General features: G+C 73.4%; 27 protein-coding genes and 1 riboswitch. Of the genes, 16 read left to right on the top strand and 11 right to left on the bottom strand.

Features of this window, described 5'->3' with window-relative positions; all coding sequences use genetic code 11:
* Window positions 1-188 precede the first annotated feature (188 nt).
* Window positions 189-410: a type II toxin-antitoxin system HicB family antitoxin gene (locus ACIGXM_RS10825; RefSeq protein ID WP_396559139.1), complete on the top strand. Its 222-nt coding sequence runs from the start codon at window positions 189-191 to the stop codon at window positions 408-410.
* 72 nt (window positions 411-482) lie between these two features.
* Here the strand turns inward: ACIGXM_RS10825 and ACIGXM_RS10820 are convergent, their stop codons facing one another.
* Window positions 483-926 carry a MarR family winged helix-turn-helix transcriptional regulator gene (locus ACIGXM_RS10820; RefSeq protein ID WP_396559136.1) on the bottom strand — a complete coding sequence of 148 codons (444 nt, stop codon included), beginning with the start codon at window positions 924-926 and terminating at the stop codon, window positions 483-485.
* Window positions 927-1,177: 251 nt separating this feature from the next.
* On the opposite strand from ACIGXM_RS10820, the gene ACIGXM_RS10815 reads away from it, so the two are divergent.
* Both ACIGXM_RS10815 and ACIGXM_RS10810 read left to right on the top strand, forming a co-directional pair.
* Window positions 1,178-2,389: an FAD-dependent oxidoreductase gene (locus ACIGXM_RS10815; protein ID WP_396559134.1), complete on the top strand. Its 1,212-nt coding sequence runs from the start codon at window positions 1,178-1,180 to the stop codon at window positions 2,387-2,389.
* Window positions 2,390-2,523: 134 nt separating this feature from the next.
* On the top strand, window positions 2,524-2,850 hold the full coding sequence (locus ACIGXM_RS10810) for a hypothetical protein (protein ID WP_396559132.1): 327 nt from the start codon (window positions 2,524-2,526) through the stop codon (window positions 2,848-2,850).
* 51 nt (window positions 2,851-2,901) lie between these two features.
* Here the strand turns inward: ACIGXM_RS10810 and ACIGXM_RS10805 are convergent, their stop codons facing one another.
* The 4 genes from ACIGXM_RS10805 to ACIGXM_RS10790 form a co-directional block, all read right to left on the bottom strand.
* Window positions 2,902-3,339, bottom strand: a complete 438-nt coding sequence (locus tag ACIGXM_RS10805; protein ID WP_396559130.1) for a hypothetical protein — start codon at window positions 3,337-3,339, stop codon at window positions 2,902-2,904.
* A 280-nt stretch (window positions 3,340-3,619) separates the two neighbouring features.
* On the bottom strand, window positions 3,620-3,868 hold the full coding sequence (locus ACIGXM_RS10800; protein WP_396559128.1) for a hypothetical protein: 249 nt from the start codon (window positions 3,866-3,868) through the stop codon (window positions 3,620-3,622).
* Window positions 3,865-4,179, bottom strand: a complete 315-nt coding sequence (locus ACIGXM_RS10795) for a hypothetical protein (RefSeq protein WP_396559126.1) — start codon at window positions 4,177-4,179, stop codon at window positions 3,865-3,867. The genes ACIGXM_RS10800 and ACIGXM_RS10795 overlap by 4 nt, the downstream gene beginning before the upstream one ends.
* Complete coding sequence (locus ACIGXM_RS10790) at window positions 4,166-4,399, bottom strand: hypothetical protein (protein ID WP_396559124.1); 234 nt, start codon at window positions 4,397-4,399, stop codon at window positions 4,166-4,168. Before ACIGXM_RS10790 ends, ACIGXM_RS10795 begins: the two co-directional genes overlap by 14 nt.
* 129 nt (window positions 4,400-4,528) lie before the next feature.
* Between ACIGXM_RS10790 and ACIGXM_RS10785 the strand changes: the two genes are divergently transcribed.
* The 9 genes from ACIGXM_RS10785 (at window position 4,529) to ACIGXM_RS10745 (ending at window position 9,772) form a co-directional block, all read left to right on the top strand.
* Entirely contained in the window at window positions 4,529-5,347 is an 819-nt protein-coding gene (locus ACIGXM_RS10785; RefSeq protein WP_396559122.1) for a helix-turn-helix domain-containing protein, read from the top strand.
* Window positions 5,344-5,532, top strand: a complete 189-nt coding sequence (locus ACIGXM_RS10780; protein WP_396559120.1) for a DUF397 domain-containing protein — start codon at window positions 5,344-5,346, stop codon at window positions 5,530-5,532. Before ACIGXM_RS10785 ends, ACIGXM_RS10780 begins: the two co-directional genes overlap by 4 nt.
* 90 nt (window positions 5,533-5,622) lie before the next feature.
* Window positions 5,623-5,811, top strand: coding sequence for a DUF397 domain-containing protein (locus ACIGXM_RS10775; RefSeq protein ID WP_396559118.1), 189 nt, complete (start codon window positions 5,623-5,625; stop codon window positions 5,809-5,811).
* 90 nt (window positions 5,812-5,901) lie between these two features.
* Window positions 5,902-6,090, top strand: a complete 189-nt coding sequence (locus tag ACIGXM_RS10770; protein ID WP_396559116.1) for a DUF397 domain-containing protein — start codon at window positions 5,902-5,904, stop codon at window positions 6,088-6,090.
* Window positions 6,091-6,178: 88 nt separating this feature from the next.
* Complete coding sequence (locus ACIGXM_RS10765; RefSeq protein ID WP_396559114.1) at window positions 6,179-6,754, top strand: hypothetical protein; 576 nt, start codon at window positions 6,179-6,181, stop codon at window positions 6,752-6,754.
* Between the two features lie 25 nt (window positions 6,755-6,779).
* Window positions 6,780-7,337, top strand: a complete 558-nt coding sequence (locus ACIGXM_RS10760) for a sigma-70 family RNA polymerase sigma factor (RefSeq protein ID WP_396559112.1) — start codon at window positions 6,780-6,782, stop codon at window positions 7,335-7,337.
* Entirely contained in the window at window positions 7,334-8,068 is a 735-nt protein-coding gene (locus ACIGXM_RS10755; RefSeq protein ID WP_396559110.1) for an anti-sigma factor family protein, read from the top strand. Before ACIGXM_RS10760 ends, ACIGXM_RS10755 begins: the two co-directional genes overlap by 4 nt.
* 82 nt (window positions 8,069-8,150) lie before the next feature.
* The gene (locus ACIGXM_RS10750; protein WP_396559108.1) at window positions 8,151-8,513 is read left to right on the top strand and encodes an ArsR/SmtB family transcription factor; all 363 of its coding nucleotides are present in this window, start codon (window positions 8,151-8,153) and stop codon (window positions 8,511-8,513) included.
* Between the two features lie 98 nt (window positions 8,514-8,611).
* Window positions 8,612-9,772, top strand: a complete 1,161-nt coding sequence (locus ACIGXM_RS10745) for a GDSL-type esterase/lipase family protein (RefSeq protein ID WP_396559106.1) — start codon at window positions 8,612-8,614, stop codon at window positions 9,770-9,772.
* Between the two features lie 75 nt (window positions 9,773-9,847).
* Here ACIGXM_RS10745 and cobN read toward each other — a convergent pair whose 3' ends face one another.
* The gene (gene cobN / locus ACIGXM_RS10740; RefSeq protein ID WP_396559104.1) at window positions 9,848-13,480 is read right to left on the bottom strand and encodes a cobaltochelatase subunit CobN; all 3,633 of its coding nucleotides are present in this window, start codon (window positions 13,478-13,480) and stop codon (window positions 9,848-9,850) included.
* 116 nt (window positions 13,481-13,596) lie between these two features.
* Window positions 13,597-13,722, bottom strand: a riboswitch (cobalamin riboswitch).
* A gap of 141 nt (window positions 13,723-13,863) precedes the next feature.
* Here cobN and cobG point away from each other — a divergent pair.
* The 3 genes from cobG to ACIGXM_RS10725 are packed head-to-tail and all read left to right on the top strand — an operon-like array spanning window position 13,864 to window position 17,266.
* On the top strand, window positions 13,864-15,126 hold the full coding sequence (gene cobG / locus ACIGXM_RS10735) for a precorrin-3B synthase (protein WP_396559102.1): 1,263 nt from the start codon (window positions 13,864-13,866) through the stop codon (window positions 15,124-15,126).
* A complete protein-coding gene (locus tag ACIGXM_RS10730; RefSeq protein WP_396559100.1) occupies window positions 15,123-15,749 on the top strand; it encodes a precorrin-8X methylmutase in 627 nt (208 codons plus the stop codon). Before cobG ends, ACIGXM_RS10730 begins: the two co-directional genes overlap by 4 nt.
* Entirely contained in the window at window positions 15,746-17,266 is a 1,521-nt protein-coding gene (locus ACIGXM_RS10725) for a precorrin-2 C(20)-methyltransferase (RefSeq protein WP_396559098.1), read from the top strand. Before ACIGXM_RS10730 ends, ACIGXM_RS10725 begins: the two co-directional genes overlap by 4 nt.
* A 435-nt stretch (window positions 17,267-17,701) precedes the next feature.
* Here ACIGXM_RS10725 and ACIGXM_RS10720 read toward each other — a convergent pair whose 3' ends face one another.
* The 3 genes from ACIGXM_RS10720 to ACIGXM_RS10710 all read right to left on the bottom strand — a co-directional run bounded on the left by ACIGXM_RS10720 (window position 17,702) and on the right by ACIGXM_RS10710 (window position 20,192).
* Window positions 17,702-18,670 carry an SDR family oxidoreductase gene (locus tag ACIGXM_RS10720; RefSeq protein ID WP_396559096.1) on the bottom strand — a complete coding sequence of 323 codons (969 nt, stop codon included), beginning with the start codon at window positions 18,668-18,670 and terminating at the stop codon, window positions 17,702-17,704.
* A gap of 99 nt (window positions 18,671-18,769) precedes the next feature.
* Window positions 18,770-19,510 (bottom strand): cobalt-precorrin-6A reductase, encoded by a 741-nt coding sequence (locus tag ACIGXM_RS10715; RefSeq protein WP_396559094.1) that lies wholly within the window; start codon window positions 19,508-19,510, stop codon window positions 18,770-18,772.
* Window positions 19,511-19,625: 115 nt separating this feature from the next.
* Complete coding sequence (locus tag ACIGXM_RS10710) at window positions 19,626-20,192, bottom strand: TetR/AcrR family transcriptional regulator C-terminal domain-containing protein (protein WP_396559092.1); 567 nt, start codon at window positions 20,190-20,192, stop codon at window positions 19,626-19,628.
* Window positions 20,193-20,270: 78 nt separating this feature from the next.
* Here ACIGXM_RS10710 and ACIGXM_RS10705 point away from each other — a divergent pair, with 78 nt between their 5' ends.
* Window positions 20,271-21,521: an FAD-dependent oxidoreductase gene (locus ACIGXM_RS10705; protein ID WP_396559090.1), complete on the top strand. Its 1,251-nt coding sequence runs from the start codon at window positions 20,271-20,273 to the stop codon at window positions 21,519-21,521.
* A 4-nt stretch (window positions 21,522-21,525) separates the two neighbouring features.
* On the opposite strand, the gene cobM is transcribed toward ACIGXM_RS10705, so the two are convergent.
* Together cobM and cbiE are read right to left on the bottom strand one after the other, a co-directional pair.
* Window positions 21,526-22,278, bottom strand: coding sequence for a precorrin-4 C(11)-methyltransferase (cobM, locus tag ACIGXM_RS10700; protein ID WP_396559088.1), 753 nt, complete (start codon window positions 22,276-22,278; stop codon window positions 21,526-21,528).
* On the bottom strand, window positions 22,275-23,528 hold the full coding sequence (cbiE, locus tag ACIGXM_RS10695; RefSeq protein ID WP_396559086.1) for a precorrin-6y C5,15-methyltransferase (decarboxylating) subunit CbiE: 1,254 nt from the start codon (window positions 23,526-23,528) through the stop codon (window positions 22,275-22,277). Before cbiE ends, cobM begins: the two co-directional genes overlap by 4 nt.
* Window positions 23,529-23,659: the final 131 nt, after the last annotated feature.

The following is a 23,659-nucleotide window of genomic DNA, read 5'->3' as shown; positions in this document are numbered from 1 at the left end:
GCTTCCGCGGGCCCTGAGGCGTCCGGTCCTCACGGATCTCGAAGTCCAATGCATCCCCTGAACTGGGGTGTTGCAACAACTCCTAGAACCCAAGCGCGCTTCCGGCCCCTCGGCCTGTCCCTGGACAGGAGAACCCGGTCGCGGTGCCGTATACAGAACTCCGGGGGCGACTGCTAAGGAGAGCCGCAATGCCGTTCGTGACCATGGCCGTCACCTACACCTTCGAGGACGGCGTCTGGGTCGCCCGGGAACCGGTCACCGGCTGCGCCGCCGAGGGGACCACCGTCGAGCAGGCCCAGGAGATGATCACCGAGGCCCTGGAGCTCTACTACGAGGACGCCACCCGCACCCCGGAGCAGGCGCCGGCGATGACCGGCCTGGTGCAGGTCGAGGTCCCGGACTGGGAGTGACGCACGGGCCGGGCCCGACTCCGTCGGGAGCCGGTGGGCGTTCCCCGTTCCGGCCGGTCGGCGTGGCGTCGGTCATCCCCGGGGGAACGGCGTCCGGTCGCGCAGTCGGCGGGTGTGGGCCGTCTGCACCTCGGCGATGCGGACGAGGAACTCGCTGAACAGGTCGAGTTCGGCGGCGCTGTAGTGCGTCCTCAATACCTGCTCTCCGTCTTCGATCAGCGGTGTCAGCAGCTCGAACGCCCGACTCCGGACCGTGTCGGTGGCGCGCACGATCAGCCGGCGCTTGTCGGTGGGGTGAGCGGTGCGGGTGAGGTAGCCGATCCTCTCGAGCCGGTCGAGCATGGCGGTCACGCTCCCGGTGGTCAGGCCGAGCCGGTCGGCCAGCAGCCGCGGGGTCACGGGCTCGGACTCCTCCCGGATCAGGATCTCCAGGCAGCGCAGGTCGGTCTCGTTCACGCCCAGCAGTCGCGCGACCTCCCGGTCGAAATCGTCCACGGCAGCCTGATAGTTCGACACGGCCTCCCCCACCTGGGCGGTGGAGACAGCGGGAGCGGAGTCGCTTGACAATCGAGTGACCGCTTTCCATACTCAAGATAGCTTGATTATCAAGTTATCTGATCGGCGAGTGTTCCGGTAGGCCGACGTCCGGCGAGGCCGCGAGCCAGGAGCGACGTCCGGCGCAGGCGGGGTCACCATGCGACCTCCGCGCCCGGGCCCCAGAACTCCGAAATGCCGTTCATCGGTTCGACCTCACTCTAGGAGTTCACATGACCCACGTGCTGATCGTCGGAGCCGGAGTCGCCGGCCCCGTGCTCTCGATGGCCCTGGAACGCGTCGGCATCGAGTCGAGCGTCTTCGAACGCGACCCGGCCGGAGCCGAACAGCGCGGCTCGTGGCTGAGCTTCCAGGCCAACGGCATGGACGCGCTCCGCGCCATCGACGCGGCCGGGCCGGTCGAGAAGCTCGGCTACCCGAACGACGCCATCAGCTTCGTCAACGGCAAGGGCAGGCTGCTCGGGCGGATGCCCACGGCCGCCCGTCGGCCGGACGGCCAGGAGTCGCTGGTGATGCCGCGCGCCGCCCTGTACGCGGCCCTGGGCGAACTCGCCCGCGAGCGCGGTGCCCGGGTCACCTACGGCAAGCAGCTCGTGGGGGCGACCTCGGTCGGCGGCGGCGTGCGGGCCCGCTTCGCCGACGGCACCACCGCGACCGGAGACCTGCTGGTCGGCTGTGACGGCATCCACTCCCCGGTGCGCACGATCATCGACCCGCGGGCCACGCGGCCCCGCTACGTGCCGGTGCTCAACGTCGGCGGGTACATCCCGGACTTCACCGTCGAGGTTCCGCCCAAGGAGTTCCGGATGCAGTTCGGCACGCGCTGTTTCTTCGCCTGGATGCCGACCCCGGACGGCGGCACCGTGTGGTTCGCCAACCCGCCGATGGCCCGCGAGCCCGAGCGCGGGGTGCTCTCGGGCAAGTCCGACGCCGAGTGGCGGCGCTGGCTGCACGAGCTGATGAGCGGTGACGTCGGGCCCGCCCACGAGATCATCGATGCCGCGCCCGGGCCGTTGCTCGGCTGGGCGACCTACGACATGCCCGTCGTCGAGCACTGGCACAACAACCGGAACATGATCATCATCGGTGACGCCGCGCACGCCACCGCGCCGTCGGCCGGCCAGGGCGCCTCGATGGCCCTGGAGGACGCGGTGGTCCTCGCGAAGTGCCTGCGCGACTGCCCCGACGTGCCCGCCGCGTTCTCGACGTTCGAAGCGCTGCGCCGCGAACGCGTCGAGAAGATCGTCAAGCACGGCCACCGGAGCTCCAACTCCAAGGCCGCCGGCCCGGTCGTCCGGGTCGTCCGGGACCTGATGCTGCCGATCATGTTCGGGCGCGCCGCGAAGGACGACGGGGACTCGATGATGTGGCTGCAGGGCCACCACATCGACTTCGACGAGCCCGTCACGCCTCTCGCCCGCTGAACCCGGTGTTCCCGGGCAGTGGTTCGGTCGGGTGATGTTCCGGCGCGGGGCGCGATCTCGGGCGGGGTCGGGGCAATGGCTCTGAGGTTCGTCAGTTTTCTGCTTATCCGATTAATGAGTGAGCCGAGGAGATCATGCGCACCCGACACACGCTTCGCGCCGCCACCGCCACCGCGGGCGCCCTGCTGGTCCTCGCGATGCCCACGGGCGTCGCCCGGGCCGAGACCATGCCCGTCTTCGAATACAGCACGGAGCCCGAGGGCGGGGACTACTGGGACTTCGACAACCCGCACGGCAACGACTGCTACAACGTCCGTGCGGACGGCTACACCTACAACGGCACCGCCCATGAGGCCCAGCTGTACAGCGGGCCCTACTGCACCGGGGACCTGGTCGGCGTGCTGCGGCCCGGGTGGGACGATCCGGACTACTACTTCGACAGCGTGTGGCTCACCCCCTGAGGTCCCTGGGACGGAGGGAGGGCCCCCACGGTACCGGTGGGGGCCCGGGGCCTAGTCGATCGGGATGACGGCCCAGGGCTGGGGGTCGAGCGCGGGCTGCAGGGCCACCATCGGGGGGTAGATCCGTTCGAGGGCCATGCCCAGGGTGAGCGCCTGGCCCTCCTGGTCGCCCTGCTCGTCGGCGTCGAAGGTGATCACGTACTTGTCCTCGTCCCCCGAGATCCGCCAGGCCGCAGGCAGGGCGGCGCAGACGACCTTCTGGTTCGTCGCGGCCTCGTCGGCCCGCAGGTAGGTGGCGGTGGCCCGGTTGTGCAGGACGTACGCCCCCGACGGCCGTTCACGCCGGACGGTCCACTGCTGCTGGCGGTAGAGGTCGGGTTCCAGGGGCAGCAGGACCGCCGGGCGATCCGAGGCCATCGCGGTGAGGTAGCTCGGGCAGTCCGGGAAACCGATGGTGTACAGGCCGTCCGGGATGATCGCATCGGACATGGCGTCGCTCCGATCTCGTTACGTGTTCAAGCCACAGCGGAGAGTACGCCAGGGGTGGCGCCAGGGGTGGCTTTTCCGTTGAGCTTCACCCGGGAGTGGACCGGCCGGCTGTCCGCCGGACTGCCGCCGGCCGAGGGCCCCCGGTACGTCGGAGCCGGACCTCGTCCGCCGGGACCTGACGGCTGGTCACGATGTCGGCCAACTGCCGGGCGGCGTCGGTGGGGTTGGCGGGGCTCCGAGACCGGGACGGGTGAGTCGACCGAAACGGGCGCGGGCCGGTTCACCCGGGGGAGGACTGCTGGGCCTCCCGGGTCAGGCGGGCCACCCGGGCTCGGAGTTGTTCACGACGGTCGGCGGGGCGGACCTGCTGTGGGGTGCGGGTCCACTCCGGGCCGCCGCCCGGTCGGCGGAGGTAGAGCAGGCCGTCGAGGTGATCCATCACGACGGCGAGCGCCTCGGTGGAGAGGTCGACCACGATCGAGCCGGCGGGCGGGGGCGGCGGCGGGGAGTCGGGCGGGGCGGGGGTCACGGGTTCAGTTCCCTTCGCACAACGGGCAGTTGGGCCAGGCCAGTGGGCAGGGTCGTGCCCGGGATGATGCGGCTGAGACAACGGGCGTGTGCGGTGAGGCAGTCGGCGATCGCCAGGGCCGTCCGAGCGCTGCACCCGCCCAGCTCCACATGCGCGCCGGCAGACGTGCTGGAGATCCGGCGGGCGGCGAGGGAGACGAGCGGGGGGATCCAGTGGAGGTCCAGGGCGTCCTCGAGCGCCTGGGCGGCCTCGGCGGCCTCCCGGAGGTGTTCGCGGACCCGTCGCTCGTCGGCATCCTCAGTCCTGAACACGCTCGACCCCCGCGCGGACCACGGCTGCCAGGCGCTTCACCATGTCGGGTCGGGCGGCCCCGAGTTCGACGAGGACGGTGCCGGTGAACGGCGAGTGTCGGTCGATGCCGGTGGAGGGGAGGGTGACGTCCGCGAGGGTGAGCGAGGCGGTCAACTCGGCGAGCGCCTCGGCCGCTTCGCGACGCGCGGCGGCGATGTGCCGGGAGAGGGGCGACGGCATCGGGAGTCCGTTCTGGGGAGGGGGTGGAAGTGTTCATCACTGTGTGTACTCCACGGGTTGCTCAGCGGCGCTACGATTGGCCGGGTTGGGGCTTGAAACGCCCCCGGTCAACCAGTAGGGGGCTCAACCATGGCTCTTGCGGACCTTCTTGACCCGACGTCATCGATCATGGCGTTCTACGCGACGGACCTGCGGCGGAAGCGCGAGGAGGCTGGGATCACCCAGCGGGCGATGGCGAAACGGGCGTTGATGGCGCCGTCACTGCTGAACAAGATCGAGGCCGGGGTGCGGCTGCCGAGCGAGGACCTGTCGGAGGTCGCCGATGCGATGCTCGGGACGGGGGATCACTTCCGGCGGTTGTGGCCCTTGGTGATCAAGTACGCGTATCCGGCGTGGTTCCGTCCGTACGTGGATCTCGAGGAAGCGGCGAGGGCCATCCGAAGTTTTCAAATCCAGCTGGTACCAGGCCTGTTGCAGACCGAAGAGTATGCGCGTGTTGTGATGAACGTGTGCCGGCCGGACCGAGATGTGCTGGAGGAGCGAGTGGTGGCGCGTCTTCAACGGCAGAAGATCCTCGAGCGCCCTGATCGGCCGGAGTTGTGGGTGGTCCTGGATGAACTCGTTCTTCGGCGGGCCATGGGTAGTCCGGCAATCCAGCGAGCGCAGCTCGAAAGCCTCATCAACGCAGCTCAGGAGCCGCGTACCGTGATCCAGGTCCTGCCTCTCAGCGTCGGCGCGCATGCAGGAGTGGAGGGCGCGTTCTCTGTGCTCACGCTGGACGAGGGCCCGGGCGTCGTCTATGTGGATGGCTTCTCGCAAGGGCAGATCCTGGCCGATCCCTCTCAGGTCAAGGCGGCTGAGCGTGCCTATGATCTCTTGATGACCGGTGCGCTCTCGGTCACCGCTTCAATCGACCTGATCGCTGCCGTCATGAAGGAGCTGAGATGACCAGTGCGTTGTGGCGTAAGAGCAGTTACAGCGGTCCCAATGGTGGGGACTGCGTCGAGATCGCGGACGGCCTTCCCGGTGTGGTTCCGGTCCGTGACTCCAAGGATCCCGACGGGCCCGTGCTGGTCTTCAGTGTCGAAGCGTTCGCGGACTTCATTGCGAGCGTCAAGAAGGACCTTGTTTGACCGTTGAAGACATCCTGCCTCTCGTTCGATCGGCCGACGCGCTTGCGGTCACGCGTCGATCGAGGTGGACGCTGCCATGAAGGAGCTCAGATGACCAACGCGTCGTGGCGCAAGAGCAGTTACAGCAGCGGCAACGCTGGGGAGTGCATCGAGATCGCGGACGGCCTTCCCGGTGTGGTTCCGGTCCGTGACTCCAAGGATCCCGACGGGCCCGTGCTGGTCTTCAGTGTCGAAGCGTTCGCGGACTTCATCGCGGGCGTCAAGAAGGACCTTGTTTGACCGTTGAAGACATCCTGCCTCTCGTTCGATCGGCCGACGCGCTTGCGGTCACGCGTCGATCGAGGTGGACGCTGCCATGAAGGAGCTCAGATGACCAACGCGTCGTGGCGCAAGAGCAGTTACAGCGGCACCAACGGTGGCAACTGCATCGAGATCGCGGACGGCCTTCCCGGCGTGGTTCCGGTCCGTGACTCCAAGGACCCCGACGGGCCGGTGCTGGTCTTCGGCGTCGAAGCGTTCGCGGACTTCATTGCGAGCGTCAAGAAAGATCTTGTTTGACCTTTGAACACCCCTCCCGCACGGCGCGTACCTCTCGGTGAGCGCGGCGACCCCGCCGCCACAGCCGACCGTGTTGGGGGCATCATCCATGATCACCATCAGCCGAACGGGGAAGGCGGTGGCCGTGGCCACCGCGGTGCTGGCCCTGGCGACCGCGTGCGGATCCTCCTCCGGGGCGTCCGCCTCGCCGGCCGCCCCCGCCTCCCCGTCCTCGGTGCCGTCCGTCGCGCCGTCGGCCGCCGGCACGACGCTTCAGGTGGTGAACGACCCCACCCTCGGTCAGATCGTCGCCGACGGCACCGGCCACACGCTCTACCGCTTCGACAAGGACTCGGCGCACCCGCCGACCTCCAACTGTTCCGGTTCGTGCGCCACGATCTGGCCCCCCGAAGCCGCCCCCGCCGGCCAGGTCACCGCGACCGGCGTCGACCCCGCCCTGGTCGGCACGATCACCCGGGCCGACGGCACCAGGCAGCTCACCCTCGACGGTTGGCCGCTCTACCGCTTCGCCTCCGACACCGCCCCCGGTGACACCAAGGGCCAGGGCGTCGGCGGCAGCTGGTTCGCCAGCACCCCGACCGGTGGCAAGGCGATGGCCACGGCGGGCCACGCCGCCTCGATGAGCCCCGGCCCGTCGAGTGCCGGCGGTTACGGCGCCTACTGATGCACACCTCGCACGGGAGGCACGGGTGCGCCAGGATGGCCCGGTGACCGATCACCGTCGTCACGGCGCCGACGCCGGCAGCGACGAGGAGCTGATGCGGGCGCTCTACCGCGAGCACGCCGGGCCGCTCTTCGGCTTCGTCCTGCACCTGGTCGGTGGCGACCGCCAGCGCGCCGAGGACGTGGTCCAGGAGACCCTGGTCCGGGCCTGGCGGCACGCCGACCGGCTCGACGTGGCAGCCGGCTCGGTCCGCCCGTGGCTGGTCACCGTGGCCCGTCGGATCGTGATCGACAACCACCGGCGCAGCGCCGCCCGGCCGCCCGAAACCGACGCGGCGCCACTGGAGTTGCTGCCCGCCGAGGACGAACTCGACCGTGCCCTGCGGCTGATGACCGTCTCCGACGCGCTGGGTGCGCTCTCCACGGCGCATCGGGAGGTCATCGTGGAGACCTATCTCAAGGGCCGTACGGTGAGCGAGGCGGCAGCCGAACTGGGCATTCCGGAGGGGACGGTGAAGTCGCGGGTCTTCTACGCGCTCCGCTCGTTGAAGCTCGCCCTGGAAGAACGAGGAGTGACGTCGTGACCGCGCCCCGGGATCCGCAGGACCGGCACCTGGACGCCGGTGCGTACGTCCTCGGCCTGCTCGGCGAGGCGGACCGGACGGCGTTCGAGGAGCACCTCGCCGGCTGCCCGCGCTGCGCCACCGAGGTCGCGGAGCTGGGCGGCCTGGAACCGATGCTGGCCGAGTTCGCCGCCGCCGCCCAGGTGCCGGGCGGCCTGCTGGGCACCGCACCGGACGCCGTGCCCAGCGCCGTGCTCGCCGGCCCGAGCCCGCGGCTGCTGGCACGGACGCTGGCCGAGGTCCGCGGCGCCCGGCGGCGGCAGCGGGCTCGGCGACTGGCGCTGCTGGCGGCCGCGGCGGTGCTGATCGTCGGCGGGCCGGCGGTGACCGCCACGGTGATCGACTCCGGTGCGCACCAGAGCGCGAGTGCGGCCGTCTGGTACTCGGCGACCGGCGCGGACGGGACCCGGGCCTCCGTCGGGGTGACCGGCGAGGGCTGGGGCAGTGCGATCAACCTCAGACTGACCGGGGTGACCGGGCCGCGGAACTGCTCGCTGCTCGCCGTGCCGGCCGACGGCGGCGCGCCGCAGACCGTCACCAGCTGGCAGATCTCCCCGGCCGGCTACGGTGCGCAGCCGGTCACCGAGTTGGACACCTCGGGCGGTACCGGCTACCACCCCGGGGAGATCAACCACTTCGAGGTGCGGGACCTGGCGACCAACTCGGTGCTGGTCTCCATCCCGGTGGCGTGAGCGTGGCGGGCGGGTCGGCCGTGCGGACCGGCCCGCCCGCGGCCACGCCCGGCGGTGGCGACCGCGCCCGTAAGCTGTGCGCATGACCGCACATGTGCGCAGGGCGGAGCCGGTGGAACACCCCACGCTGCGGATCGACCCCCGGGAACGGCTGGACGTCGCCGTCGAGGTGCTCGGGCTGCTGGCCGACCGGACCCGGCTCGCGCTGTTGCAGCGCCTGGTGGCGGGCGAGGCGGACGTCAGCACGCTGACCGAGGCCTGTGGTGCCGCCCGGCCCTCGGTCAGCCAGCACCTGGCGAAGCTGCGGCTGGCCGGACTGGTCGCCACCCGCAAGGAGGGCCGCCGGGTGGTCTACGCGCTGCGGCACGGGCACCTGCGCCACCTGGTCGAGGAGGCGTTCAACGTCGCCGACCACCGGCTCGGCGGGCTGCCGCCGCACGACTGAGGCGTGACCGCGGCACAGCGCCGGGCGGACCGTGCTCACCCGGCCCGCCGGGGGGAAAACCGTGTGCGGATCGGGCGGCCGGCTGGCAGGCTGCCCAGGTGACAGACTGGATCACCACACCCATCGAACCGCGCCTGCTGCGTGGCGCCCTCGACGTGGAACGCACCGCGCACGGTGTGCTGCCGCACCGGCTGCCCGGCTGGGCCCGGCGGCAGTTCCCCGACGGGTACCTGGCCATGGTCGAGGCGCAGCCCTCGGGCGTGCGGTTGGCCTTCCGCACCCGGGCCACCGCCGTCGAGCTGGACGTGCTCGCCACGAAGACGGCCTACCAGGGCGGCCCGACCCGGCCGGACGGCGTGTACGACCTGGTGGTCGACGGCAGGCCGGCCGGTCGGGCCAGCGTGGCCGGCGGCAACCTGCAGACCGTCGACATGGCCAGCTGGTCCGCGGTCACCCGTCCCGGCCCGCCCGGCACCGCCCGGTTCGCCGGGCTGGCCGCCGGCCTGAAGGACGTCGAGATCTGGCTGCCGCACACCGAGATCACCGAGTTGATCGCGCTGCGCACCGACGCCCCGGTCGAGGACGCGCCCGACCTCGGTCGCAAGGTGTGGTTGCACCACGGCAGTTCGATCAGCCACGGCTCCAACGCCGACAGCCCGACCACGACCTGGCCGGCGCTGGCCGCCGCCCGGGGCGGCGTGGAGCTGACCAACCTGGGGTTGGGCGGCAACGCCCTGCTCGACCCGTTCGTCGCACGCGCGATGCGGGACACCCCCGCGGACCTGATCAGCGTCAAGATCGGCATCAACCTGGTCAACACCGACCTGATGCGGCCGCGTGCCTTCGCGCCGGCGGTCCACGGCTTCCTCGACACCATCCGCGAGGGGCACCCCGGTACGCCGCTGCTGGTCGTCTCGCCCGTCCTCTGTCCCATCCAGGAGGACACCCCGGGCCCCATCGTGCCGGACTTCGACGGCCGGCAACTGAGCTTCCGGGCCCTCGGTGACCCGTCGGACCGCTCGCGGCTGACGCTCAACGTGATCCGGGACGAACTCGCCCGCATCACCGCGCAGCGGGCGGCCGAGGACCCGAACCTGCACTACCTGGACGGCCGTTCGCTCTACGGCGAGGCGGACTTCGCCGAGCTGCCGCTGCCCGACCAGCTCCACCCGGACCCCGCCGGCCACCGCCGGATCGGCGAGCGCTTCGCCGAGATCGTCTTCGGGGCCGGCGGTCCGTTCGCGGTCGCCGGCGGCTGAGCGGGCGCCGGGTCGGGTCGCCGAGCAGGGGCCGGCCGGGCGTTCGACGCCCGGCCGGCCCACGGCCGTCGGGGGTCAGCCCTCGGTGCCGTCGTCCTCCAGGTCGCCCTCGGCGGCCAGGAAGGCGGCGCGCAGCTCGTCCAGCAGGGCCGGGTCCGGCTCGGCCCACAGGCCGCGGTCGGCGGCCTCCAGCAGGCGCTCGCTGATCCCGTGCAGGGCCCAGGGGTTGGCGCCGGTGAGGAACTCGCGGTTGACCGGGTCGAGCACGTACTCCTGGGTCAGCCGCTCGTACATCCAGTCCGCCACCACGCCCGTGGTGGCGTCGTAGCCGAACAGGTAGTCCACCGTGGCGGCCATCTCGAAGGCGCCCTTGTACCCGTGCCGCCGCATCGCCTCCAGCCAGCGCGGGTTGACCACCCGGGCCCGGAAGACGCGGGCCGCCTCCTCGGTGAGGGTGCGGGTGCGGACCGTCTCCGGCCGGGTGGAGTCGCCGACGTAGGCGGCGGGGGAGGAGCCGGTGAGCGCCCGGACGGTGGCCACCATGCCGCCGTGGTACTGGAAGTAGTCGTCCGAGTCGGCGATGTCGTGTTCGCGGGTGTCGGTGTTCTTCGCCGCGACGGTGATCCGCCGGTACGCGGTCTCCATCTCCTCGCGGGCCGGTCGGCCGTCCAGGCCGCGGCCGTAGGCGTAGCCGCCCCAGACCGTGTAGACCTCGGCGAGGTCCGCGTCCGTCCGCCAGTCCCGGCTGTCGATCAGTTGCAACAGCCCGGCGCCGTACGTGCCCGGGCGGGAGCCGAACACCCGGACGGTGGCCCGGCGTTCGTCACCGTGCTCGGCCAGGTCGGCCTGCACGTGGGCCCGGACGAAGTTCTCGGTGTCCGCCTCCTGCTGCGCCGCCGCCAGCCGGACCGCGTCGTCCAGCAGCGCGACCACGTGCGGGAAGGCGTCCCGGAAGAAGCCGGAGATGCGCAGCGTCACGTCGATCCGCGGGCGGCCCAACTCCTCCAGCGGTATGGGCTCCAGGCCGGTGACCCGGCGCGAGGCGTCGTCCCAGACCGGCCGGATGCCGAGCAGCGCGAAGGCCTCGGCGATGTCGTCGCCGGCCGTGCGCATCGCGCTGGTGCCCCAGAGCGAGAGGCCGACCGAGGGCGGGAACTCGCCGTCGTTGTCCGCCTGGTAGCGCTCGACGAGCGAGGCGGCCAGCGCCTGCCCGGTCTCCCAGGCGAGCCGGCTGGGCACCGCCTTCGGGTCCACCGAGTAGAAGTTGCGGCCGGTCGGCAGCACGTTGACCAGCCCGCGCAGCGGCGAACCGGACGGGCCGGCCGGCACGAAGCCACCGGTCAGCGCGTGCACCACGGCGTCCAACTCGTCGGAGGTGGCGGCGAGTCGGGGAACCACCTGGCGGGCCGCGAAGTCCAGCACCTCGGCCACCGCGTCCGGCAGCCCGGCGGCGACCTTCGCCACCGCCCCGGGCGCCCAGCCCTCGGCCTCCATCGCCTCGACCAACTCCCGGGCCCGCGCCTCGGCCTGGTCGGTGGCGCCGAGGGTGAGCGCGGCCTCGTCCAGGCCGAGCGCCTCCCGCAGGCCGGGCAACGCCCGCACGCCGCCCCAGACCTGGCGGGCGCGCAGGATGGCCAGCACCAGGTTGACCCGGTCCGGGCCAGCCGGCGCCTGGCCCAACACGTGCAGACCGTCCCGGATCTGGGCGTCCTTCACCTCGCACAGCCAGCCGTCGACGTGCAGCAGGAAGTCGTCGAAGCCGTCGTCCTCGGGGCGTTCGTCCAGGCCGAGGTCGTGGTCCAGCCGGGCGGCCTGGATCAGGGTCCAGATCTGGGCCCGGACGGCCGGCAGCTTGGCCGGGTCCATCGCGGCGATGTTGGCGTGCTCGTCGAGGAGTTGCTCCAGGCGGGCGATGTCGCCGTAGGAGTCGGCGCGGGCCATCGGCGGCACCAGGTGGTCGACCAGGGTGGCGTGCGCGCGGCGCTTGGCCTGGGTGCCCTCGCCCGGGTCGTTGACCAGGAACGGGTAGATCAGCGGCAGGTCGCCGAGCGCCGCGTCCGGGCCGCAGTCGGCGGAGAGCGCGGCGGTCTTGCCGGGCAGCCACTCCAGGTTGCCGTGCTTGCCCAGGTGGACGATGGCGTCCGCGCCGAAGCCGCCGTCCTCGCTGGCCGCCCCGATCCAGCGGTAGGCGGCCAGGTAGTGGTGCGAGGGCGGCAGGTCGGGGTCGTGGTAGATGGCCACCGGGTTGGCGCCGAAGCCGCGCGGCGGCTGGACCAGCACCAGCAGGTTGCCGGCCCGCAGCGCGGCGAGCACGAGGTCACCGTCGGGGTTCCGGCTGCGGTCCAGGTAGAGCTCGCCGGGCGGCGGACCCCAGTGCTCCTCGACGTCGGCGCGCAGGCCCGCGGGCAGCTCGGCGTACCAGCGGCGGTAGTCGGCGGCCGGGATCCGCACCGGGTTGCGGGCCAGCTGGTCCTCGGTGAGCCAGTCCTGGTCGTAGCCACCGGCGTCGATCAGGGCGCGGATCAGCGCGTCACCCTCGTGCTCGCCCTCCGCGGGGACCAGGCCGGGCAGTGCGTCCGGGCCGTCCTCAGGGCCGATGTCCCAACCCTCGGCGCGCAGTCGGCGCAGCAGCCGGGCCGCGCTCGCGGGGGTGTCCAGGCCGACCGCGTTGCCGACCCGGGCGTGCTTGGTCGGGTAGGCGGACAGCACCAGCGCCAACCGCCGCTCGGCGGGCGGGATGTGGCGCAGCCGGGCGTGCCGGACGGCGATCCCGGCGACCCGGGCGGCGCGCTCGGGGTCGGCGACGTAGACGGTCAGGCCGTCCTCGTCCAGCTCCTTGAAGGAGAACGGCACGGTGATCAGCCGACCGTCGAACTCCGGCACCGCCACCTGGGTCGCGGTGTCCAGCGGCGACAGCCCGTCGTCGCTGCCCTCCCAGGTGGCGCGCGGCCAGGTCAGGCAGAGCGCCTGCAGGATGGGCCGGTCCAGCGCGGCGAGCGCGCCGGCGTCCCAGGCCTCCTCGTCGCCGCCGGCCGAGGCGTCCGCCGGGCGGGTGCCGCCGGCGGCCAGCACGGTGGTCACGATGGCGTCGGCGCGGCCGAGTTCGGCCAGCAGCTCGGCCGGGGCGCCGCGCAGCGAGGAGCAGTAGTACGGCAGCGCCTGGCCGCCGGCGTCCTCGATCGCCGCGCAGAGGGTGTCCACGAAGGCGGTGTTGCCGCTCATGTGGTGGGCTCGGTAGTAGAGCACCGCGACCCGCGGGCCCTCGGCGCGGCGCGCGGTGCGCTCCAGCGGGCCCCAGTCGGGCGCGGAGGCGGGGGCGGCGAAGCCGTGGCCGGTGAGCAGCACGGTGTCGGAGAGGAAGGCGGCCAGCTCGGCCAGGTTGGCCGGGCCGCCGTGCGCCAGGTAGGCGTGCGCCTCGGCGGCCAGGCCGGCCGGGACGGTGGAGAGCTCCATCAGCTGGGCGTCCGGCGCCTGTTCACCGCTCAGCACGATCACCGGGCGGGGGCCGGCGAGGAGCGCGTCCAGCCCCTCCTGCCAGGCGCGACGGCCGCCGAGCAGGCGGACCACCACCAGGTCGGTGCCCTCCAGCAGGGCGGGCAGGTCCTCGGGGGTGAGCCGGGCGGGGTTGCCGAGGCGGTAGCCGACCGGGCCGGTGCTGGCGCGGGCGGAGAGCAGGTCGGTGTCGGAGGTGGAGAGCAGCAGGATCACGCGGCGGCCCTCCCACGGCGGGTGGCGGGGAGGGGCAGGGCGCCGGGAACGGGCAGGCCCTCGGGAACGGGCAGGGCAGGGCAGCGCATACGGCTAGCCTTCCTCGGGGTCCGCGCCCCGTAAGAATCACGGACGGCAGGAGTTCCTGGCTCCCGCGGCCGGTGAGCCGCGGTCACAGTGGCGGGACCGCACCGGTTTCACACCGGTTTCCTCCCCTTTGCGCCGTCGCTGGCGAGGGCGAACCAGCCGGCCCGCCCGGCGACATAGTAGAGCCTCGGTGCCGGCGGGTGGCCGGCAACGGGACGAAGCACACAGCGCGCCGAGGGACGCCGGAGACATGGATCACGCTGGTAGCGGGGCATACGTCCGGTCGGATCATCGGTATGCTCGCCGCCATGTCAGCCACTCCCACGCCGCCCGAGGCTGCCCCCGTGCGGGCCGGCCGGGGGCGCGACGACGCCTGCCCGGGGGCGCTGCGGCTGCACGCGGCGGACGACGGCGGGCTCGCCAGGGTGCGGGTCCCCGCCGGGCTGCTGGCGGTCGATCAGGCCCTCGCGCTGGCGGAGGCCGCTCAGGCGCTGGGGGACGGCGAGCTGGAGACCACCTCGCGCGGCAACGTGCAGCTGCGCGGCCTGGCGGCGGACGCCGGCGCGGAACTCGCCGCGCGGCTGCGGGCGGTCGGGCTGCTGCCCTCGGAGTCGCACGAGCGGGTGCGCAACATCGTGGCCTCGCCGCTGGCCGGGCTGGACGGCGTGGGTTTCGCGGAACTGCGGCCGTGGGTATGCGAACTGGACGAGCTGCTGCGCGGCAGCGAGACCGCCCGGGAGCTGTCCGGACGGTTCCTCTTCGCGCTGGACGACGGGCGCGGCGACGTCGCGGCGCTGGACGCCGATGTGACCTTGATCGCACGGCCGGCGGGTGCCGGCGCCTGGCTGCGGCTCGGGCGGTCCGCGCGCGTCGCGGAGCTCGCCGGGCTCGCGGACGGGCCACGACTGGCGCTGCGGGCGGCGGAGGAGTTCGTCCGGCTGCGCAGCGGCGCCTGGCGGGTGCGCGAGGCCGACCCGGACGGCTCGTTGCTGGCGGAGCGGCTGGGTGCCGAGGGCCTGCCGTGGCGTTCGCTGCCCGCGCTGCCCGGGACCCGGCCGGTGGTCGGCGCGGTGGCCGGGGGCGGCGCCCTCTCGGTGGGGCTGCGGTTCGGACGGGCGAGCGTCGAGCAGTGGCGGGCGCTGGCCGGTGCCGCCCGCGGCGAGCTGCGGATCACCCCCTGGCGCGGCGTGGTGCTGCCCGGGGCCGACCCGGCGGCGCTGCCCGGGCTCGCCGCGGCGGGCCTGCGCACCGACCCGCGCTCGCCGTGGGAGCAGGCCAGTGCCTGCACCGGCGCGCCCGGCTGCGCCAAGTCGCTGGCCGACGTGCGCGCGGACGCCGCGACGGCGCTGGCGGCGGACGCGCCGGGCGAGGCGCGGCTGCTCCCGGTGCACTGGTCCGGCTGCGAGCGGCGCTGCGGCCACCCCGCCGGCCGCTGGGTCGACGTGCTGGCCACCGGCTCCGGCTACCGCGTCGCGGTGCGCCAGTACGACGACAGTGGAACAGAAGTGACGACCCAACAGATGGTGGCAGCGGTCGCCGCCGCCCGGAGGACCACGTGATCGAGTACGAGAAGGACGGTGCGGCGATCTACCGCGAGTCCTTTGCCACCATCCGCGCCGAGGCGGACCTCGCCGGCCTGCCCGCCGACGTCTCCCAGGTCGCGGTACGGATGATCCACGCCTGTGGGATGACCGACCTGGTCGCCGACCTGCTCTACAGTCCCGGCGTGGTGGCCGCCGCCCGGTCCGCGCTGCGGGCCGGCGCGCCGATCCTGTGTGACGTCTCGATGGTGGCCAGCGGCGTCACCCGCAAGCGGCTGCCCGCCGACAACGAGGTCGTCTGCACCCTCTCCGACCCCGCCGTGCCGGGCCTGGCCGCGGAGTTGGGCACCACCCGCAGCGCCGCCGCGATGGAACTGTGGCGGGACCGGCTGGCCGGCTCGGTGGTCGCCGTCGGCAACGCGCCGACCTCGCTGTTCCGGCTGCTGGAGATGGTCGAGGCGGGCGCGCCCCGGCCGGCCGCGGTGATCGGCGTGCCGGTGGGTTTCGTCGGCGCGGCCGAGTCCAAGCAGGCGCTGGCCGAACACCCCTCGGGCCTGGAGTACCTGGTGGTCCGCGGGCGCCGTGGCGGCAGCGCGATGGCCGCTGCCGCGCTCAACGCGATTGCGAGTGAAGTGGAATGACGGACCGTCAGCATTCGGTGGGGCGGCTCTACGGGGTCGGCCTCGGCCCCGGCGACCCGGACCTGATGACCGTGCGGGCCGCCGAACTCATCGGCAAGGCCGACGTGGTGGCGTACCACAGCGCCCGGCACGGCCGCTCGATCGCCCGCTCGATCGCCGCCCGCTACCTGCGCGAGGGACAGCTGGAGGAGCCGCTGGTCTACCCGGTCACCACCGAGACCACCGACCACCCGGGCGGCTACCGCGGGGCGATGGACGAGTTCTACGCGGAGGCGGCGGCCCGGCTGGCCGCGCACCTGGACGCCGGGCGCGACGTGGTGGTGCTCGCCGAGGGCGACCCGATGTTCTACGGCTCGTACATGCACATGCACAAGCGGCTGGCCGACCGCTACCCGACCGAGGTGGTCCCCGGGGTGACCTCGGTCAGCGCCGCGGCGGCCCGGCTCGGGCGGCCGCTGGTGGAGGCGGAGGAGGTGCTGACCATCCTGCCGGGCACGCTGCCCGAGGAGGAGCTGACCGCCCGGCTGGCGGCCACCGACTCGGCCGCGATCCTCAAGCTCGGCCGGACCTTCCCCACCGTGCGGCGGGCCCTGGAGCGCTCCGGGCGGCTGGCGGAGGCGCAGTTCGTCGAGCGGGCCACCATGGCCGGGGAGCGCACCGCGCCGCTCGCCGAGGTGGATCCGGAAAGCGTGCCGTACTTCTCGCTGGCGGTGCTGCCGAGCCGGATCGGGCTGCCGGCCGCCACCGAGGACGACGCACGGGCCGACCGGGGCAGTGTGGTCGTGGTCGGGCTCGGCCCGGCCGGCCCGCTCTGGCTCACCCCCGAGGCTCGCGGTGAACTCGCCGCCGCCGACGACCTGGTGGGCTACACCACCTACCTGAACCGGGTCCCGGTCCGGGCCGGTCAGCGGCGGCACGGCTCCGACAACAAGGTCGAGGCCGAGCGCGCCGAGTTCGCCCTCGACCTGGCCCGGCGCGGCCGTCGGGTCGCGGTGGTCTCCTCCGGCGACCCGGGCGTCTTCGCGATGGCCACCGCCGTGCTGGAGGCGGCCTGCGCCGACCCGTACCGCGAGGTGCCGGTGCGGATCGTTCCGGGCATGACCGCCGCCCACGCGGCGGCCTCCCGGGCAGGTGCCCCGCTCGGGCACGACTACGCCGTGGTCTCGCTCTCCGACCGGCTCAAGCCCTGGGCGGTGGTGGCCGAGCGGCTGCGCGCGGCGGCCGCCGCCGACCTGGTGCTCGCGCTCTACAACCCCGGTTCGCGCAGCCGGACCACCCAGGTCGGCCTGGCCCGCGACGTGCTGCTGGAGCACCGCGCGCCGGACACCCCGGTGGTGCTGGCCCGCGACGTCGGCGGCCCGGAGGAGCGGGTGCGCACCGTCCGGCTCGGCGAGCTGGACCCGGCCGAGGTCGACATGCGGACCATCCTGCTGGTCGGCTCCTCGCAGACCCGGGCCGTTCGGCGCGCCGACGGCAGCGAGGTGGTCTGGACCCCGCGCCGCTACCCGGAGAGCTGAAAGGGCGAGGGGCCCCTCGGTTCACACCGAGGGGCCCCGGGACCTGGCCGTACTGCTCGGGCGGTCAGGTCCAGCTGGTGTCCTCACCCGACGCACCAGCAGACAGCACGACTGTTCGTGCGATTGCCCGACCCTGCTGGATCCCCCCGTACCGCGTCATTTCGCTACCTCTCATCCCCGTGATGGCGAGGCACCCCGCTCACCCCCGTAACGCAGGCCGTGCATGCTGCCGAGGGAGGCGCCGGACCTGCTGGTCAGCGGGATTCCTCGAAACCAATGGTCAGGAGGTGTCGGCTGTCGTCCCCTGCTCGACAGCCGACCGCTCCGGGCCAACACCTAAGAAGGTACCGGTCGGTACCGACAACGGGTACCGCATTTATTCCCCGGGGGAGGCGGGCCGGCGGGTGGGGTCGGCTGTCGTCGGTGGACGGCGGGTCAGCCCGGGAAGGTCACCCCGGTCAGCCGCTCCGAGGCCTCCCACAGCTGCGCCGCCCGAGCCAGGTCCCGGCACTGCCGCGGGGGCCGGGCGGTGGTCGGCAGCCCGGTCAGCCCGCCGGGGCCGTCCGGTCCGTAGTACCCGCCGCTGACCGCGCGCGGGCTGGTGGCCGCGACCAGGGAGGGCAGCGCGCCGCGGGCCGTCTCCTGGGTGAGGCCGGGGATCATCGCCGGCCACTCGCTGACGTTGAGTGCGGCCCGCTGGGGCGCGCGGTCCATCATCGGCCCGCTGGACGTCAGGTTGGTCCGGGTGAAGCCCGGGTGCGCGGCGTTGGCCCGCAGGCCCCAGCCGTGCCGGCGGCTGCGCCTGGCCAGCTCCTGGGTGAACATCAGGTTGGCCAGCTTGGAGCGCCCGTACGCCTCCCATGCGTGGTAGCCGCGCTCGGAGTTGAGGTTGCCGAGGTCGATCCGGCCGAAGTGCGCCGCCAGGCTGCTGACCGAGACCACCCGCGGCGCGCCGCTGCGGCGCAGCAGCGGCAGCAGCCGGCTGGTGAGCGCGAAGTGCCCGAGGTGGTTGGTGCCGAACTGCAGCTCGAAGCCGTCCCGGGTCAGGTGCCGGCTCGGGACGGCCATCACCCCGGCGTTGTTGACCAGCAGGTCGAGCGGCCGGTCCTGCTCGGTCAGCCGGGCGGCGAAGTCGGCCACCGACTCCAGGCTCGCCAGGTCCAGCACCTCGACGGTCACCGAGCCGGCCTTGCCGCTGGTGTCGGTCGACTCCGCCAGGTCGGCGCGGATCCGGGCCGCCGACGTCTCGCCCTTGGCGGCGGTCCGGACGGCCAGCACCACCTCCGCCCCCGCCAGCGCCAGCCGGCGGGCCGTCTCGAAGCCGATCCCGCTGTTCGCTCCGGTGACCACGGCCAGTCGGCCGCTCTGGTCGGGGAGGGCGATGTCCTTGATCCGGTGTGCCACCAGGGCTCCTCAGGTGGTGGGTGGGAGTTCCGGCCAGGCGACTGGGTCCGGGCCGGGGTCGCGGTGTCCGACCGTGCACGGTCGGGAGCTGACGGTACCTCAGCGGGCCCGTAGCCAGTCCAGAGCGCCCGCGACGTCCGGCACCACCGGCACCCCGGCCGGGGCGGCCGGCCGTCGGACGATCACCACCGGCAGCCCCAGCTCCCGGGCCACCGCCAGCTTGGGCGCGGTGGCCGCGCCGCCGCTGTCCTTGGTGACCAGCAGGTCGATCCCGTACCGCCGGAACACCTCCCGCTCGTCCGCCGGCCCGAACGGGCCGCGGGCCAGCAGCACCTCCAGGTTCGGCGGCAGCGGCGGTTCGGGGGCGTCGACCGAACGTGCCACCAGGTGCACTCCGGGCACCGCGGCGAACGCCGCCAGCCCGAGCCGCCCGGTGGTCAGCAGCGCCCGGCGGCCCAGAGCGGGCAGCGCGGCGGCGGCCTCGGCCAGCGAGTCCACCGGGTGCCAGCGGTCGCCCGGGACCGGGACCCAGCCGGGCCGCCGCAGCGCGAGCAGGGGAACGCGGACGGCGGCGGCCGCCTCGGCCGCGTTGCGGCTGATGGCCTGGGCGAAGGGGTGCGTGGCATCGACGAGGGTGTGCACGTGCTCCGACCGCAGCCAGTCGGCGAGGCCGACCGCGCCGCCGAAGCCGCCCACCCGGACCTCCCCGGCCGGCAGCCGGGGCTCGGCGACCCGGCCGGCCAGCGAGCTGGTGACCCGCAGCGCGGGGTCGCCGGCCAGCTCGGCCGCGAGCCGGCGGCCCTCGGTGGTGCCGCCGAGGATCAGTACGTGCTGCTTCAACGGGGTTCCTTCCACCGGTCGGGGCCGGGTCCGCGGGGGCCGGCGTGGCTGGGGCGCCCGACGACCGTACCGCCGCGGCCGCTGCGGGACGGTCAGCGGGTCGCGGGTCCGGTTCCTACTCGCGCCCGACGTGACGTGCCAAGCCGTCCAGGATGAGGGCCAGTCCGGCCTCGAAGGCCGACTCGTGATCCATCGGTGGGACGTCGGCCGTGCGGTCGGCGCCGTCGCCGCGGTCGGCGTCCACCTGTTCCTCCAGGACGCTGCCCAGGGTGAAACGGCCGGCGGCCAGCATCGCCGTCCAAGCGGCCCGCTCCGGCACGCCCGACGCGATCAGGAACGCCGTCTTGTGGGCGAGCCGGTCGAGGTCCGCTCCGCCGGGCATGCTGCCGGCGTGGAGCCGTGCGCCGTCGCGGCGCATCAGCAGGGCCCGCCGGAAGCTGCGCATGTTCTCCGGGAACCAGTCGCGCCAGTCGTCGTCGGGCTCCGGCAGCGGGGCCGTGGCATGGGGTGCCATGGCGGCTTCGGCCATGGCGCCGAGCAGCTCCTTCTTGTTGCGGAAGTGGTAGTAGAGCGACGGCTGTTCGACGCCCAGTCGCTTCGCCAGCTGTCTCGTGCTGACGGCGTCCAGGCCGACCTCGTCGAGCAGGTCGAGCGCGGAGGAGAGGACGGTCTCGCGGTTCATTTTCGCCACCTTGACAACCTATCGCTGATAGGTGACTCTCTCAAAGGGAAACTATCACCGATAGAAATGGTGTGCGGCATGACGCTCGGACCAGGAACCACCTCCCTGCGGGTCCTCATCTGCGGCGGCGGGATCGCCGGTCAGGCTCTGGCCCACTGGCTCGCCCGGGGAGGTCACCGGGTGACCGTCGTCGAGCGCTTCCCGGCGCTGCGGGCCACGGGTGCCCAGGTCGACCTTCGCGGCCAGGGCATAGCCGCCGTCGAGCGCATGGGGCTCCTCGACGCCGTCAGGAGCAGGCTCGTGGACGAGCCCGGTGTCGCCTTCGTGAACGCCCGTGGCAGGGTGCGGGGGACGATCATGGCCAACACCTCCGGCAGGGGCCGGCAGACCCTGACGTCCGAGTACGAGATCATGCGCGGGGACCTGGTACAAATCCTCCACGACGCGACGAAGGACGGCGTGGACCACGTGTTCGGCATCAGCGTGGAGCGTTTCGAGCAGGACGAGAAGAGGGTCGTCGCCCACTTCTCCGACGGCTCCTGCGACGAGTTCGACCTCCTGGTCGGTGCGGACGGGCAGGGATCGCGCATCCGCCGGGCCATCCTTCCGCCGGGCTCCGCCGATCCGTACCGGCCGCTGGGAATCCACCTGGCCTACTGGTTCATCCCGCGCATCGCGTCGGACGGCAACATCCGGGACACCTACCACGCCCCCGGCGGCCGGATGATCATGCGCAGGAGTCACAACCCGACCGAGACCCAGGTCTACTTCGCGCTGCGGGAGCGGTCTTCGGAAGCCTCAGCCGTCCACCGGGAGCCGGTCGAGCGCCAGAAGCGGTTCTGGACCGAGCGGTTCCGCGACGCGGGCTGGCAGACCGAGCGGTTCCTCGAAGGCATGGTGGAGACCGAGAGCTTCTACTCCCAGGAGGTCGTGCAGGTGCGCACGGACACGTGGTCCCAGGGGCGCGTGGTCCTGGTCGGCGATGCCGCACACTGCGCATCCCCGTACAGCGGCATGGGGATCTCCGGCGGCCTGGTCGGCGCATACGTCCTGGCCGGTGAGATCAACCGGCACGCCCACGACCTGCCCACGGCCCTGGCGAACTACGACACCGTGCTGCGGCCGTTCGTCGACGAGATCCAGGCCGCGGTGAAACCGCGCCTGCTGCGCCTGGCCATGCCCACGAACCAGCGGGCCATCGACGCCTTTCACGCCCTCGCGGCGCTGGCCTGCTCCCTGCGCCTCCCCGATCTCGTCGCGCGCCACGCGAAGGAGGACCGGGGCGGCGGCTGGCAGCTCCCTGACGTCCCTGACCGCGACGCCGGCTAGAGGGCTACAGCTGGCAGGAGCGGTCGCGGTCGGTCGAGTACAGGTGGCTGTCCCGGAACTGCTCGGCGCCCAGGGTGCGGCCGACCAGGATCACCGCGGTGCGGATCACCCCCGCCTCCCTGACCTGGCCGGCGATGTCGGCCAGGGTCCCGCGCAGCACCAGCTCGTCGGGGCGGCTGGCCATCGCGACCACCGCGGCCGGACAGTCGGCGCCGTAGTGCGGCAGCAGCTCCGCCACGATCCGCTCCACGTAGCGGGCGGCCAGGTGCAGCACCAGCAGTGCTCCGCTGCGGCCCAGGGTGGCCAGGTCCTCGCCCTCGGGCATCGGGGTGGCCTGCTGGGCGATCCGGGTCAGGATCACCGTCTGGCCGACGGTCGGCACGGTCAGTTCGCGCTTCAGCGCGGCCGCCGCGGCGGCGAACGCCGGTACGCCGGGCACCACCTCGTACGGCACGCCGGCCGCGTCCAGCCTGCGCATCTGCTCGGCGACCGCGCTGAACACGGACGGGTCGCCGGAGTGCAGCCGGGCGACGTCCTGGCCCGCCCGGTGGGCCCCGACCAGTTCGGTGGTGATCTCGTCCAGGTTCAGCCGGGCGGTGTCGACCAGCCGGGCGTCCGGCGGGCACTCGGCCAGCAGTTCGGCCGGGACCAGGCTGCCGGCGTAGAGGCAGACGCCGCAGCGTGCCAGCGTCCGGGCCCCGCGGACGGTGATCAGGTCGGCCGCTCCGGGGCCCGCACCGATGAAGTAGACGGTCACTGCTGTCCTTCCTGTCCCCGTAGCGGGGGCTTGACCACCGACCACTGGGTGACCGGCATCGCCTGCCGCCACCCGGTGAACCCGCCGACCGGCACGGCCTGCGCGACCGCCAGTCGCAGCAGCTCCCCGCCGTGCTCGCGGTACCACTGGGTGAGCAGCGCCTCCGACTCCAGCGTCACGGTGTTGGCCACCAGCCGGCCGCCCGGCGGCAGCGCCGCCCAGCAGGCCTCCAGCAGGCCGGCTGCGGTGAGCCCGCCGCCGATGAACACCGCGTCGGGGCGCGGGAGTTCGACCAGCGCGGCGGGCGCAGGTCCGGTCACCACGCGTAGTCGCGGCACGCCCAGTGCGGCGGCGTTGCGCTCGATCCGGGCGGCCCGCACCGGGTCGCGTTCGATGCTGACCGCCTGGCAGGCGCGGTGTGCCCGCAGCCACTCGATGGCGATGCTGCCGGAGCCGCCGCCGACGTCCCAGAGCAGTTCGCCGGGTGCCGGCGCGAGCGTCGCGAGCGTGACCGCCCGAACCTGACGCTTCGTCAACTGGCCATCATTTTCGTAGAGTTCGTCGCACAGGCCGGGCACCAGCGAGCCGCGCGGGGTGCCCGGGGCGGCCCGGCACTCGACGGCGACCAGGTTGAGCGGGTCGCCCGGCGGGTGTGGCCAGTCGTCCGCGGTGCCGGTCAGCACGCGCTCGGCCGGACCGCCCAGCTGCTCCAACAGGCGCAGCCGGCTGGGCCCGTAGCCGCGCTCGCGCAGCAGGCCGGCGACCGCCGCCGGGGTGCTGGCGTCGGCGCTCAGCACCAGCAGCCGTCCGCCGTCGTGCAGCGCACCGGCCAGCGTGGCGAGGTCCCGGCCGACCAGGCTGACCGTGCCGGTCTCCTCCAGTGCCCAACCCAGCCGGGCACAGGCGTAGGAGGCGGCCGACGGGTGGGGCAGTACCCGCAGCCGCTCGGCCCCCAGCAGCTCGGTCAGGGTGCGGCCGATGCCGAAGAACATCGGGTCGCCGCTGGCCAGCACCGCGACCCGGCGGTCGCCCTGGGCGGCCAGCAGCCCGGGCACGGCCGGGCGCAGCGGCGAGGGCCAGCCGACCCGCTCGGCGGTGACCTCGGCGGGCAGCAGGTCGAGCTGCCGGCGTCCGCCGATCACCACCTGGGCGGCCGTCAGCGCGGCGCGCCCGTCCGGCGCGAGCCCGGCCCAGCCGTCCGCCCCGATCCCCACGACCGTCACCGGCGGGGGTGTGGGCTGACTGGTCAACGGGGTCTCCTCGCAGGTCCGGGCGGGTGGGCACGGGCAGCCTACCGGGCGGCGCGGCCCGGGTGACCGGCGGACCGGTGTGATCCTCCGCGCGCCGGCGATCGGGTACCGCGCGGCCCGGCGGTGCTCCA

Origin of the sequence: Kitasatospora sp. NPDC052896 (assembly GCF_044547075.1) — a bacterium.
Lineage (GTDB): Bacteria > Actinomycetota > Actinomycetes > Streptomycetales > Streptomycetaceae > Kitasatospora.
The sequence above is the reverse complement of the archived record's forward strand: the minus strand, read 5'-3'. Positions and strand labels throughout refer to the sequence as shown.